The 11,881-nt window shown below is 71.1% G+C and carries 12 protein-coding genes; 8 read left to right on the top strand and 4 right to left on the bottom strand.

The window, feature by feature from the left end:
* The 3 genes from ACWFR3_RS45415 to ACWFR3_RS45405 form a co-directional block, all read left to right on the top strand.
* Nucleotides 1-192: BTAD domain-containing putative transcriptional regulator (locus tag ACWFR3_RS45415; protein ID WP_453740593.1), on the top strand; the 192-nt coding region annotated here is incomplete at its 5' end.
* Nucleotides 193-395: 203 nt separating this feature from the next.
* A complete protein-coding gene (locus ACWFR3_RS45410) occupies nucleotides 396-929 on the top strand; it encodes a YrhB domain-containing protein (protein WP_453740592.1) in 534 nt (177 codons plus the stop codon).
* A gap of 83 nt (nucleotides 930-1,012) precedes the next feature.
* The gene (locus ACWFR3_RS45405; RefSeq protein WP_453740591.1) at nucleotides 1,013-2,539 is read left to right on the top strand and encodes a hypothetical protein; all 1,527 of its coding nucleotides are present in this window, start codon (nucleotides 1,013-1,015) and stop codon (nucleotides 2,537-2,539) included.
* 38 nt (nucleotides 2,540-2,577) lie between these two features.
* Here ACWFR3_RS45405 and ACWFR3_RS45400 read toward each other — a convergent pair whose 3' ends face one another.
* Nucleotides 2,578-3,501 (bottom strand): AfsR/SARP family transcriptional regulator, encoded by a 924-nt coding sequence (locus tag ACWFR3_RS45400; protein WP_453740590.1) that lies wholly within the window; start codon nucleotides 3,499-3,501, stop codon nucleotides 2,578-2,580.
* Nucleotides 3,498-4,253, bottom strand: coding sequence for a thioesterase II family protein (locus ACWFR3_RS45395; protein WP_453740589.1), 756 nt, complete (start codon nucleotides 4,251-4,253; stop codon nucleotides 3,498-3,500). Before ACWFR3_RS45395 ends, ACWFR3_RS45400 begins: the two co-directional genes overlap by 4 nt.
* A gap of 336 nt (nucleotides 4,254-4,589) precedes the next feature.
* Here ACWFR3_RS45395 and ACWFR3_RS45390 point away from each other — a divergent pair, with 336 nt between their 5' ends.
* Nucleotides 4,590-5,411 (top strand): AfsR/SARP family transcriptional regulator, encoded by an 822-nt coding sequence (locus ACWFR3_RS45390; protein WP_453740588.1) that lies wholly within the window; start codon nucleotides 4,590-4,592, stop codon nucleotides 5,409-5,411.
* Between the two features lie 16 nt (nucleotides 5,412-5,427).
* Here ACWFR3_RS45390 and ACWFR3_RS45385 read toward each other — a convergent pair whose 3' ends face one another.
* Nucleotides 5,428-6,510 carry an aromatase/cyclase gene (locus tag ACWFR3_RS45385; RefSeq protein WP_453740587.1) on the bottom strand — a complete coding sequence of 361 codons (1,083 nt, stop codon included), beginning with the start codon at nucleotides 6,508-6,510 and terminating at the stop codon, nucleotides 5,428-5,430.
* Nucleotides 6,511-6,861: 351 nt separating this feature from the next.
* On the opposite strand from ACWFR3_RS45385, the gene ACWFR3_RS45380 reads away from it, so the two are divergent.
* The 3 genes from ACWFR3_RS45380 to ACWFR3_RS45370 all read left to right on the top strand — a co-directional run bounded on the left by ACWFR3_RS45380 (nucleotide 6,862) and on the right by ACWFR3_RS45370 (nucleotide 9,951).
* The gene (locus ACWFR3_RS45380) at nucleotides 6,862-8,940 is read left to right on the top strand and encodes a condensation domain-containing protein (RefSeq protein ID WP_453740586.1); all 2,079 of its coding nucleotides are present in this window, start codon (nucleotides 6,862-6,864) and stop codon (nucleotides 8,938-8,940) included.
* A 78-nt stretch (nucleotides 8,941-9,018) separates the two neighbouring features.
* A complete protein-coding gene (locus ACWFR3_RS45375) occupies nucleotides 9,019-9,354 on the top strand; it encodes a hypothetical protein (protein ID WP_453740585.1) in 336 nt (111 codons plus the stop codon).
* A gap of 126 nt (nucleotides 9,355-9,480) precedes the next feature.
* Nucleotides 9,481-9,951 (top strand): DUF6234 family protein, encoded by a 471-nt coding sequence (locus ACWFR3_RS45370; RefSeq protein ID WP_453740584.1) that lies wholly within the window; start codon nucleotides 9,481-9,483, stop codon nucleotides 9,949-9,951.
* A 31-nt stretch (nucleotides 9,952-9,982) separates the two neighbouring features.
* Here the strand turns inward: ACWFR3_RS45370 and ACWFR3_RS45365 are convergent, their stop codons facing one another.
* Nucleotides 9,983-10,441 carry a carboxymuconolactone decarboxylase family protein gene (locus ACWFR3_RS45365; RefSeq protein ID WP_453740583.1) on the bottom strand — a complete coding sequence of 153 codons (459 nt, stop codon included), beginning with the start codon at nucleotides 10,439-10,441 and terminating at the stop codon, nucleotides 9,983-9,985.
* A gap of 95 nt (nucleotides 10,442-10,536) precedes the next feature.
* Between ACWFR3_RS45365 and ACWFR3_RS45360 the strand changes: the two genes are divergently transcribed.
* On the top strand, nucleotides 10,537-11,424 hold the full coding sequence (locus tag ACWFR3_RS45360) for a sigma-70 family RNA polymerase sigma factor (RefSeq protein WP_453740582.1): 888 nt from the start codon (nucleotides 10,537-10,539) through the stop codon (nucleotides 11,422-11,424).
* Nucleotides 11,425-11,881 lie beyond the last annotated feature (457 nt).

Below are 11,881 nucleotides of genomic sequence, written 5' to 3'. Positions count from 1 at the left end.
CGCCGGGGTGAGGCGCTGAGCGTCTACCAGCGACTGCGCCAGGCCCTGGTACGCGACCTGGGCCTTGAGCCCTCACCGGAACTGCGCCGCCTGCAGCAGGCCATCCTCAAGACCTCCGAACCCACCCCCCACGGCGCACGGTCCGAGGCCGCGAACGCCGGTGCACGGGATCGACTCGCCCGAGTCGGCTGATGCCCGCGACCGGCGACCCCGGCACACTGACGGTCACCGCCCCGCCCAACCCCGAAAGGCCTGAGGTCGTTTCGGGAGGGCGGGGCGTTTTGCTGCGCCAGGCCGGGCCCCGCTTCGGCACAGCCTCCGAGGCATGTCCGCCATGTCCGAGGCATGGATGAAAACGGTTGGTCGATCCCTCACGGCCGGGGGATGCTGCCTCGATGGTCGATCGTGAATACGCAGTCCGGCTGGTGGAGGCGCAGCTGGCGCGTGAGTCGCCGGAGCAGTCGTTCGCGACCTATGTCGAGGAGCACGAACTGGTGTGGATCGTCTCCTACCAGTCCGCGGAGTATGCGCGGACAGGAGACTTCTCGCAGATGCTGGTGGGCAACGAGACGTATCTCGTCGATCGCGTGGACGGCGGGCTGCACTGGACAGGGGTGCTCTCCCTGGTCTCCGGTGAATGGGAAGCGGACTACCGGACCCGCATCCGCGGGATCACGACGCGCACAGCGGTCGACGACCTGCACGACGAGCTGAGGCAGGCGACAGCAACTCGCGGGCGGATGGCGGCCATGCGCCTGTTGCGACAGAAGGTCCCGGCGCTTGCGTATGCGGAGGTAGTCGCATACGTCAGTGCTCTGCACAGTGGCGCGGCACCCGCCCGCCTCGCGGCAGTCGCCACCGAAACCCTCGCCCCCGCACCTGACCCCGTCGTCCACACCATCCAGCCGGGACAGCCCACCACCGGCTGAGGAACCGCCGGTTGAGGAACCGCCGGCATCGAGCCGTGCCCTGGTGTTCACCGTTCCGTCGCGCCGCAGAGGGGTGGCGGGACATGTCGGTGGCCGGAATATCGGGCGTGATCGAGAATCCCGTTCCGCTGCCGCGGGAGGATGTTCCGGCAGGTGCCGCCGATTGGAAGTCTGCGGATGCCGGGGCATGGCTTCGCGTCCGGCCCGCCCGGTGGGCGCACCCGCTGCCCGCTGTCGTGCTGCTGGTCTGCGCGCTTGCCGTGGCGATGGGCACCCCTCCCATGGACGCGTATCTCTGCGGTCGGCTTGGTTCGTGCGAACCCCGGTGGTGGGTCACCGCGCATCTCGGGCTCGTGGCGGTGGTCGTGCTCCGCTGGCTCTGGCGCTCGCCCTTGCCGGCGGCTGCCGCGCTGCCGCTGGTTGCCCTCGGTGTCGTGCTGCAACCTCAGATCTCCGTGGCGTCTCGTGCTGCCGTTGCCCTGGCCGCCGGGTACGCGTTGCTCGGTTGTCTGCACCGGCTTCGGGTCGCGCGCAGGCAGCGGGTGCTCGCGAGCGACGCGGCCGGTTCCGTACGAAGGGCGTTGCCGCAGGGCGCCGACACCACCGGTCGCGGCGGGGCGGACCTCGGTTGCGGCGCCCCGGTGCTCGGGTTCGCGCTGATCGCTCTCCTGCTGTCGACAGTGACGAGCGCGTACGAGTGGCAGTACGTCGCGCTCCCCGCCCTGGTGGTGGGGTTCAACTGGGGCGGAGCCGGTCTGCTGGGATGGCACGGGCTCGCAGTCCTGCGCCGGGGGCCGGTGCCCGTGCTCCGGGTGCTTCTGCGCACGGGCACCGGTGCGGACGACCGGCGCACCGAGGTCTTCGCCGTGGACGACACCGCGGGCGAGGTGCCGGTCTTCTCCTGCCGCGCCACTCTTCCCATGGACGGCATCCTGCGCGAGGCGGTGTTGTACGGAGCCCCCTGCGCCGGAGGCGAGCTGGGCTTTCTGGTGGACGGGAAATTCGGGCACACCATGCGGCCCGTACGGCCCCAGTACCGCGCGGAGCCGGCGGCCGGGACATGGGAGACAGGTGCGGCGCCGGTCCGGTGGCGGGCCGGGGGAGTTGTACGTGCGATCGTGCTGGGGTACCTGGCCGTGCTGCCGCTCGTGGTCATCGGCCTTCGGCTGTACGAGGCCGAATCCAGATACCTCCATGGCCTCGCCCTGCTCGTGGCGGTGTCGGTCCTGCCCGTCGTCACCCTGCTGAACTGGCAGGTCGTGGCCGACCGTGACGGGCTCCGGGTCACCGGTGTGTTCAGCGCGCATGACGTGCCGTGGGACAGGTTTCGCAGTGTCAGCATCGAGACCCGTGGGTTCAAGGTCCACTACGCCACCGATCGATTCGTGGAGGTCTACGGTGTCCTGCCCGCGCGTTGGCTTGCCGAATTGCTGCCCCGGCGGCCGCAGGCCCGGGCCGCGGTGGACGGGATCCGCGCGTTGGCGGCCGACCCCGCGCTCCGGCCGGTCGAGGCGGCGGCCCCGGTGTCCGCGCCGCGCGCACGGGCGGCCGCAACCGCGGTCGCCGTCTACTGTCTGGCGGTGATTCTCGTCCTGCTGCTCTCGGGCTGATCCCGCCCGGGGACATGAGCGGAAGGGGCTGCCCGGCCCTACCGCCCCCCGTGTTCCTCCTGAACCATCCGGAGCAAGTCCGCCTGTCCCAGAGCCAGTTGCTCGACCCGCACCCGCAGCTGCGCCACCTCCGCCGCCAGGTCCGGATCGCGCGGGCGCGGCGCCGCCAGCGCGGGGGACTGGTTGAGGACCGCCTCCATGCGGGCACGCAGCGCCGGGCCCGGCTCCACGCCCAGGACCGTGACCAGGTTGCGGCGGGCGCGCTCGTAGACACCCAGGGCCTCCGCCTGCCGGCCGCCCCGGTACAGGGCGACCATCAGCAGATCGTAGAAGCGCTCGCGCAGCGGATGGTCGGCGGTGAGGCGCTCCAGGCCGGAGACGACCTCGGCGTATCTGCCACAGCTCAGGCTCGCCTCGTACAGCGCTTCCAGAGTGATCAGGCGCTGCTCCTCGAGGCGGTCCGCCTCGGCCGAGCAGATGGGGCCGCGGCGGCAGTCCTGGAGGGCCGGGCCCTGCCACAACGACAGGGCGCGGCCCAGGATTTCCGTCGCGTACCGCGGATCCCCGGGCACCGCCGCCCTGCCCTGTCCGGACAGCCGCGCGAAGCGCGCCACGTCGGTCGAGGCGTGCCCCAGGGTCAGCAGATATCCGGTCGGCAGGGTGCTGATCCACTCGTGGCCCGGCGCGGGCAGCATCCTGCGCAGCCGGGCGACATGGGCCTGCAGGGCGTTCGGCGCGTTGGCCGGCCGCCGGTCGCCCCACAACTCCTCCACCAGGCGGTCCACGGAGAGGAGTTCGCCCGCGTGGAGGACCAGAGTCGCGAGCAGCGCCCGCTGCTTGGGCCCCGGCGGCACGATGCCCGCCCCGGTCTCCCCGTCGTGCACGACCACCGGGCCGAGCAGCCGGAATTCGGTCACCCCGCCGCGCACCGGAGCCGGCGCGGCGAGGTCCAGGACGGTCATGGCGTGACCGCGGAGGGCGCCCGGGCCAGGAGCAGGGCTTGTCGTACGTCGTCCTGGATCCGCCCGGCGACCGCCGGAAGCCGGTCCTGGAAGTAGAAGTGGCCGCCCTCGAAGAGGTGCTGGCCCAGGAAGTGCTCGGAGACGGAGGACCAGCCCTCCATGCGGTGCGGGGGCGCCACCTGGTCCCGGGTGCCGCCGAACACCGAGAGGGGTACCGGCAGCGGAGCGGTGAGGGGCGTGGTGCGCCAGGTCTCGCTGATGCGCAGGTCCGCGCGGACGGTCGGCGCGAGCAGGTCCCACAGCTCGGGGTGGTAGAGGACCGAGGGCGGCGTACCGCCCATCGCCGCGAGCTCCTCGCGCAGCTCCGCGTCGGAGAGCAGGTGCCTGCACGCGCCGTCCCCCTCGGGGTGCACCGTGCCGTGCGCGGACACGCCGAGCCAGACCGGCGGCGTGCGCCCCAGGTCGAGGAGCCGACGGGTGAATTCGTACGCGACGAGACCGCCCATGCTGTGCCCGAAGAACGCGAAGCGGCCCGTGAGTTCGCTGTCCAGCTCGTCCAGGTAGTGGTCGAGCAGGGCGCCCGCGTCGGAGAGTGCGGGACGGTCGTCGCGTGGTCCGCGGCCCGGAGCGTCGGGTATCCGCACGTCCCAGCCGGCCGGGAATCGGGCCGGCCAGTCGCGGTACGAGAGTTGTGAACCACCGGAGTGGTGGAACACGAACAGGCGCAGCTCCGGCTCTTCCGCCTTCAGCATGGCGACTCCATCGACGAGACACTCCGGCGTCCGGCCCGATGACCAGCGGTCCCGGACCGAGAGGGGCAGTGAATGCGTCACGGTAGCCGTCTCGCGGTCCGCGCGGCCGCCCGCACGAGTGAGCTTTGAACCGCTCTGCACGCATTCTCGACGCATTCTCAAGTCTTGTCTCCTACGCCCGGACTACCCCCCTTGGAGACCTGCTTGAGGGCTGATCCAGGTATGGGGGAGCGGCGGGGGCGACGGCCGGAAGCAGGTCTAACGTGCCAAACACCAAGGCCGCCAATCGATGGGTCAACGGCACGGCCACCACTCGATGGGGTACGGGAGGAAACCGTGGAGATTCAGGTCCTGGGACCACTGAACGCGGCCGTCAACGGTGTCTCGATAGTGCCCACGGCGAGCAAGCCGCGTCAGCTCCTCGCCCTGTTCGCGTTCTATCCGGGCCGGATCGTGCCGGTGGCCACGCTCATGGAGGAGCTGTGGGGCACCGAGATGCCGCAGAGCGCCATGACCACGCTGCAGACGTACGTGCTCCAGCTCCGCCGTCGCCTCGGCACCGCGATGGGGCCCGACGCGCCCGGCAACGCCAAGGAGATCCTCGCGACCCGGCACGGCGGCTATGTGCTGCAGATGTCGGCCGACTCGGTGGACCTGCACCGCTACGAGCAGCTCGTCACGGACGGCCGGCGGGCCTTCGAGGAGGGCGAGGACGGCCAGGCGTCCACGCTCCTGCGGGGCGCCCTCGACATGTGGAACGGGCCCGCCCTCGTCGACGTACGCGCCGGTTCGATCCTCTCCATCGAGATCATGCGGCTCAACGAGTCCCGCCTGGTCACCGTCGAGCGGCGTATCGACGCCGATCTGCGGCTCGGCCGGCACGGTGAACTCATCGCCGAGCTCACCGATCTGATCGCCCGTCATCCGCAGCACGAAGGGCTGCACTCGCAGGCGATGCTCGCCCTGTACCGCTCCGGACGGCAGGCGACGGCACTCGACGTGTACCGCAGGCTGCGCGCGCGGCTCATCGACGAGCTCGGCGTGGAGCCCTCGCCGCAGCTCCAGCGCGTGCACCAGATGATGCTCACCGTGGACCCCGCGCTCGACGTGGTGGCGGGCGCGCGCCGCACCTCGACCTTCGACCTCTACGCCGCCTGACGTCCGTTCCCGGGTCTTACGGCAGGGAGCTCGCGGCCGCCGCCGCCCGCCGCGGCAGGGTCCGTACCGACGACTCCGCGTGCTGACCCGCCAGTTCGAGGATCGCGAGTGACGTACGCCCGATGGCCTGCCGCACGCGGCGGCGGGCCAGCTCGAGGACGGACGGCGACGCCGGTTCCGTGGCGGACCTCTCCGACGTGGCGGACTTCCCCGACGTGGCGGACCTCTCCGACGCGGGAAGAGCAGCCCGCACCGCGCTCTCGTCGAGCAGCACCGTGTGCCGGGCGACCACGCGCACCCCGTGCTCGTCGGGCAGCACCGACCACTCGCCGGTGTGCGCGGCCACCGGCCCGGCCGGCACGGTCTGCTTGAAGACGATCCGCCCGGCGTGCGGGAAGCACAGCCGGACCGCACCCTCCGTGCGCACCGGCCCGTCGGGCAACTGGACGTCGTAGTCCAGGATCTGCACCCCCGGCGAGGGCTCGGTCAGCTGGAGGCGCCGCAGGTGCGGCAGGAGGCCGGGCCAGTCCGCGGCCCGGTACAGGAAGTCGTAGAGCAGCTCGCCCGGACCGTTGATCCGCACCGACTCCTCGACAAAGAGCACCAGGTCGTCGAGACCGGCCCGGCTCTCGGCGATACGGCGCAGGCTCTCCAGCTCCGCCCTGGCGCCGTCCCCGGTGACGAGGCGCTCCCGCTCCCCGGCCGCGTTGTCGGCCCGGTCGCCCACGACGGTGAACTCGTGGGCGACCGTCACCACGCTGCGTCCGTCCGCGCCCTCCTCGACGGTCCACTCGCCGCTCATCGACCCGACCGGCGACTCGCACCCCACCTGCGTGAATTCGATACGCCGTTCGTGCGGATGCTGCACCCGCACCAGGAGCGAGGACCTGATCCGACCGCCCGCGCTCTCCCATACGCGCAGGCGCTCGCGGACCCCGTCGAAGTCGAGTCGCTCCACGTGCACGACGTGCGGGCTGAACAGCGGCCTGCGCGCGGTGTCCGCGAGCAGGGCGAAAACCGCTCCGGCCGGTGCGGCGACCTCGACCGAGTGCCGCAGACGGTGCACACGCTTCCCAGATACTTCAGGCATCTCGGGCATCACGGTCTCCTTGGGGCGGTCGAGACGGATCGACTGGACTCCACCGTCGGCGGGAGAGCTTGAGGAGTATTCGAAGACCGCTCGAATTTCACCTCAGAGACGGTCCGGGCCGAGTTTGGATTCCCTGGAGCGGCCGGAATCCGCCGGTACTCCCACTTGTCACGAAGCCCCCGCGGGACGCACCCCCCCCAGGCCGTGTACCGTCCCCCCGGGACCTGCCTGAGCTGGCCTTTCGCCCGGACACGCAGGCGAGTCGAGCGGCATGTCAGGACCGTGTCAGTGGTTTGTCACTGGCCCTCTGCATGCTGGGACAGCGCCTCTTGAGGAGGGGGGAGGGGGCTTCATCGGCGCGTGCCCCGACTGCCGATGACCACTAGCCGCTTCGCACGTCTGCCGCAGGGTGAGCCGATCACCGTCGTCGTGGAGCTCGGCCCCGGCGCGCTGCCCGTACTCCGCCTGCACGGGCCGATCGAGAGCACCCACATCGAGGCCGCGCTCGACAGCATCGCCACCTGCCATCCCGACGCGCCCGCCTGGACGGCCGACTTCGTGAGCCGGGGCCCCGGTCAGCACACCCTGCGCTTCACGGACGCCGAGGACGACGAGCGCTCCGAATTCCCCCTCGGCGCCCTCGCCGACCTGCTCACCCATGCCGGGCGCGGCTCTGTCATGACCCGCCGCCTGCCCGCGACGCCGCTGCAGCGCGACCTCCTCGCGGACGCCGACGCGCATCCCGACCCGGGCCGCCAGGTCGAACAGGCGGCCTGGGACTGGCGCGGTCCGCTCGACGCGGCGCGGTTCACGGCCGCCTGGCATTCGGTGGTCGCCCACGAGTCCGTGCTGCGCACCACCTTCGACGACCGGCCGCAGCCCGGCCTCGTCGTGCACGATCACGCCGAACCCGAGGTCGTACGGCTGCCGCACGGCACCGCCGAGTGGCACTCCCTCGTCGAGGCCGACCGGCGCCGCGGCATCGACCCGCGCCGCCCGGCCCCGCTGCGCATCACCCTGCTCGGCGGCGGGCAGCTGAGCCACGCGCCCGCGACACCCGCCCGTGTGCTGCTCACCTACCACCACGCCCTGCTCGACAGCTGGTCCGTACGGCTCCTGGTCCGCGAGTTCTACCGTGCCTATCTCGCCGGCGGCGAACTGCCCGGCGGGGAGCGGCGACCCGACATGACCGACTACGTGCCCTGGCTCGCCCAGCAGGACACCGCTGCCGCCGAGGACTTCTTCACCAGCGCCGACACCGGCGACGGCCTGGTGGCCGTACCGCCGCTCTTCACCGACACCGGCAGCCGCGCCGAGGGCCGCTCCAGGCTCCGCCTGACCAAGGAGGAGACCGCGGCGCTCGCCAACTGGGCCGCCACCTGGGGCGGTGGCGAGTCCACCGCCCTGCAGGCCGTGTGGGCGCTGCTCCTGTACCGCGCGGGGCGCGCCGAGGGCCCCGCACACGTGCGGTTCGCCGCCACTGCCGCGGGCCGGAGCATCTCCTTCGAGGGAGTGGAGCGCACCCCCGGCGCACTGTCAGGACCGCTGCCGCAGACCGTGCTCGTGGACCCCGGGGCCACCGTGCCGCAACTGATCGCCGACCTGCGCGACCGCTGTCTCGACCAGGCCGCGTACGAATGGGTTGCGGCGAGCCAGATCCACGCCTGGACCGGCGGCCCGCGCCCGCCCGCGGACACCCTGCTCACCTTCGAGGCTTCGCCACGAGCCATGACCGAGCTGGACGCCGACCTTGCCGCGGCCGGCATCCAGGTGGAGCCGCCGCAGACGCTCGGCGCCCGCACCGGCTTCCCGGTCACGCTGATCGCCCACCACGACCGGAGCGGCAGCCTGGTCCTCACCGCCTCCTACGACCAGGCACGGCTCCCGGAAATCACCGAACTCCTCGCCTACGCCGCACTGCTGCTGCGCGAACTCCCGCGCGGATCAGGGCAGCACACCACCCTCGGCGAGGTCCTCGCCCTGCTGACCCACATGGGCGGCGGCGCCGCCGTCGGCCCGGTGCAGGCCGAACCCGAGGAGAGCGGTCCTCTGCCGACGGTGCTGCGCCACCCGGCCCACGCGGACGCGGGCGCCGTCGGCCTGCTGCAGGCACCGGGCACCTCCCGCGCCTTCTACGACCAACTCGCCCACGCCTACCCGGGCCCCGAGGAACTTCTCCTGCTCGCCCCCGTCCCTGCGGGCGGCAGCCGGGCCGATGTCGCCGCACGCGCCGTGTACGACGCCCTCGGCTCCCGCATCCGGTCCCGCGGCGGCCTCGCCTTCGCCGGATTCTCCGGTGACGGCGTCGCGGCCTGCGCCATCGCCCGCCTCGCGGCGGCGGACGGCCACCGGCCGCTCGCGGTCGTCCTCGACGCGACGGGCACCGGCCCTGACGACCTGGCCCGCAGGCTCGCGTCCGCGGTCGGACGCCGGCACTGACTCCGGCGTACGAGCAAGGCACAAGTAAGAGCGCGTATACACGTCACGTTCGAGCAGCGAGACGCCGAGGAGGCAGCCATGCCGAACTGCGAGCCGAAGCCAGTACCGCCGCACCAGCGCCAGCGCCAGGACGAAATCGCCTCCCGTGCCTGGGCGGAGGCGCTCGCGATGGCCTGCGGCGACGCGGACCACGCCCACCGCCCGCCGGGCGAGTTACTGGCCGCGTCGCTCGCAGCGCACCGCACACTCTCCCGGGGCCTCGGCCAGAGCGTGCCGCTCACGGCCCTGGGCCCGGACGGCGGCGTACTGGGTCTCGCCGCCTTCGTCGCGGTGTACGCGGCCCAGTCGAACACCGCTTCAGCTGAACTCGAAGTTCCGTACGAGGAACGGGACTTGGGCCAGCTTCCCGCCTAGCGTTGGCAGTGCACATCCACCTCCCGTCCGCGCCCGCCTGATGTCCTCCCCGACCAGGCGGGCGCGTCGACGTGGAGGGGATTCGGGGAATGCGTGGGAAAGCCGGGGAAAGCCGCACCCGTACTCATGCGCACCTTGCGATCACTCCGGCAAGGTATGGCCATGACACAAGCGCTCCCGGAACCCCGCCCTCACCGAAGATGGCTTCGCTCAACCAGAACGCCACTGCGCAAGGACGTTGGTACCGCGCTTCTGCTGCTTGTGATCGAGGCCGTCGTATTCGTGGCGGGAAGCCTCGGCCACGGCCTGCAGATATGGGCCGCGCCGGACGACCAGGCGAGGATCGATGCCGCACAGCTCGCGAGCATCGCGTGGATGGAGCACCTCCTCATCGGCACCCTCCTCCTCACCGCGCTCGCGCTGCTGGCCCGCGCACGGTGGACGGCACTGCTGCAACTCCTGGCCGCCGCAACGTTCGCGGTGCTGGTCGTACTCTCCCAGCACGAGTACGACCAGACCCACCCGCGCCCCGCACCCACCCCCAGCGAGGGGTACTCGCCCTGCTACAGCGGCAGCAACGACTGTCCCGGCGGATGAGGCGGTGCGGGGCGGGTTCAGCCGGGCGCAGTCAGCCCCAGGTCCGGCCGGCCGGCTCATTCACGGTGCGGTTGAGGCGGTTGAAGAAGTTGGTCAGGGCGATCTCCAGGTTGATCGCGCCGATCTCCTCCTCGGTGAAATGGGCGTTGACCTCGTCCCAGATCTCGTCCGTGACGCCCTCCGCGCCGTCCTGCAGCCGGGTGGCGCCTTCGGCCAGGGCCAGTGCCGCGCGCTCCGCGTCGGTGTAGAACGGGGCCTCGCGCCACGCCGCCACGTTGTGCAGCCGCTCGTCGGTCTCGCCGGCCTTCTTGCCGCCGGTGACACCGGCGTGGACGCACGCCGAGCAGCTGTTGATCTGGCTGGCGCGCAGGTGGACCAGTGCGAGCAGCTTCGGGTCGACGCCCCCGGCGGCGATCGCCTTGTGGAGGTGCTGGATCGCGGTCCACAGGTCGGGGTTGTTCACGTTCTTGTTCTTGAGGCGGTTCTCCATGGGCGGAGTGCTCTCCTTGATCGGGGATCGGGGTTACGTTCCGGGGCTGTTGCCCGTCACCCCTATGACGGAGCAGCTCGCAGAGAGGTAACAACATGTCTGACGCCCCCCGCCCCACGGATCCGATCGTCGACGCCTTCGAGGCCCACCGCGACCGGCTCCGGGGTGTTGCCTACCGCGTGCTCGGGTCGCACGCCGACGCGGAGGACGTGGTCCAGGAGGCGTGGCTGCGGCTCTCCCGCCAGGACGACGGCACCATCGACAACCTGGGCGGCTGGCTGACCACCGTGGTCAGCCGGATCAGCCTTGATGTCCTGCGGTCCGGCCGGACCCGTCCCGAAGTCGCCCTCGACGACCAACTCCCCGAATTCACCGTGACGCTCGACGAGGCGCCCGCTCCGGAAGAGCTCGTGGCGCTCGGGGACTCCGTCGGCCTCGCGCTCCTCACCGTCCTCGACTCGCTGCGCCCGGACGAGCGGCTCGCGTTCGTGCTGCACGACGTGTTCGCCGTGCCCCACGGGGAGATAGGCACGATCCTCGGCAAATCCGCCGACGCGACCAAGATGCTCACCAGCCGCGCCCGCAGGAAAGTCAGGACGGTGCAGAGCGATCAGGGAGCGGTGAGCACCCGGCGACGGCAACGCGAGGTCGTCCAGGCCTTCCTGGCCGCTGCCGGCGAGGGGCGGTTCGAGCAGTTGCTGCAGGTCCTCCACCCGGAAGTGAAGTTCACCGTGCACACACCGGAGGGTCAGTTCGTCACGCTCGGCGCCACCGAAGTCGCCAGCCGTGCGCGTATCGCCGGCAGGGCGGCTCGCGGGCATGCGGTGACCGTCAACGGCCGTCCCGGCGTTATTGCGTGGGGCCAGGACGGCAACCCGCTCTCCCTCCTTGTCTTTACCGTCGCCGACGAGCGCATCACCGAGATGACCGCGGTGGTCGACCCGGCCGAACTCGCGCGCATGGATCTGCCGGGGCCGGTGTGACTCCTGTCAGAGGCGGCGTGCCGAAGCGCAGGAGGCCTGTGTGCTTGCCGCGATACGGACCGTGATGCTGGTTTTTCGGCTCCCTGGGGTCGGTTGATCTCTCGGTGGGGGTGCTACGGGATGGTTGCCGAAGTCGACTAGATAGAAATCGGGGCGCTTGGTTTGTCGATTCTTCGGTCAAGTATGAACCGATTGAGGGGATTTAACAGGACTTACCCCCTCGCCTTCGCGTCTTGAATCTCTCTAGGAGCGCTTGAGGTCGACATGGCACTCTTTCAAAACAGGGAGTCTGGTTTGGTTCTCGCGAACCTCACGAGTCTGCCGTCCCGTAACTCTCGGACCGACCGCCGATGGCGTTCGAGCACTCACGAACAGGGGATTTGGCGTGATGGATATTGATGTTCTGGGTCCGTTGGGTGTGCGGGTGGGTGGGGTTGCTGTGATGCCTACGGCGCCG

The sequence above is a fragment of the Streptomyces sp. NPDC055189 genome (assembly GCF_053606765.1).
This window is presented reverse-complemented; position numbering and strand designations above follow the sequence as displayed.

Bases quoted from the DNA above. Each gene is read 5' to 3' on its own strand.
- ACWFR3_RS45410 (WP_453740592.1), top strand. From the start codon at position 396: ATGGTCGATCGTGAATACGCAGTCCGGCTGGTGGAGGCGCAGCTGGCG.
- ACWFR3_RS45405 (WP_453740591.1), top strand. From the start codon at position 1,013: ATGTCGGTGGCCGGAATATCGGGCGTGATCGAGAATCCCGTTCCGCTG.
- ACWFR3_RS45400 (WP_453740590.1), bottom strand. From the start codon at position 3,501: ATGACCGTCCTGGACCTCGCCGCGCCGGCTCCGGTGCGCGGCGGGGTG.
- ACWFR3_RS45395 (WP_453740589.1), bottom strand. From the start codon at position 4,253: ATGCTGAAGGCGGAAGAGCCGGAGCTGCGCCTGTTCGTGTTCCACCAC.
- ACWFR3_RS45385 (WP_453740587.1), bottom strand. From the start codon at position 6,510: ATGCCCGAGATGCCTGAAGTATCTGGGAAGCGTGTGCACCGTCTGCGG.
- ACWFR3_RS45375 (WP_453740585.1), top strand. From the start codon at position 9,019: ATGCCGAACTGCGAGCCGAAGCCAGTACCGCCGCACCAGCGCCAGCGC.
- ACWFR3_RS45370 (WP_453740584.1), top strand. From the start codon at position 9,481: ATGCGCACCTTGCGATCACTCCGGCAAGGTATGGCCATGACACAAGCG.
- ACWFR3_RS45365 (WP_453740583.1), bottom strand. From the start codon at position 10,441: ATGGAGAACCGCCTCAAGAACAAGAACGTGAACAACCCCGACCTGTGG.
- ACWFR3_RS45360 (WP_453740582.1), top strand. From the start codon at position 10,537: ATGTCTGACGCCCCCCGCCCCACGGATCCGATCGTCGACGCCTTCGAG.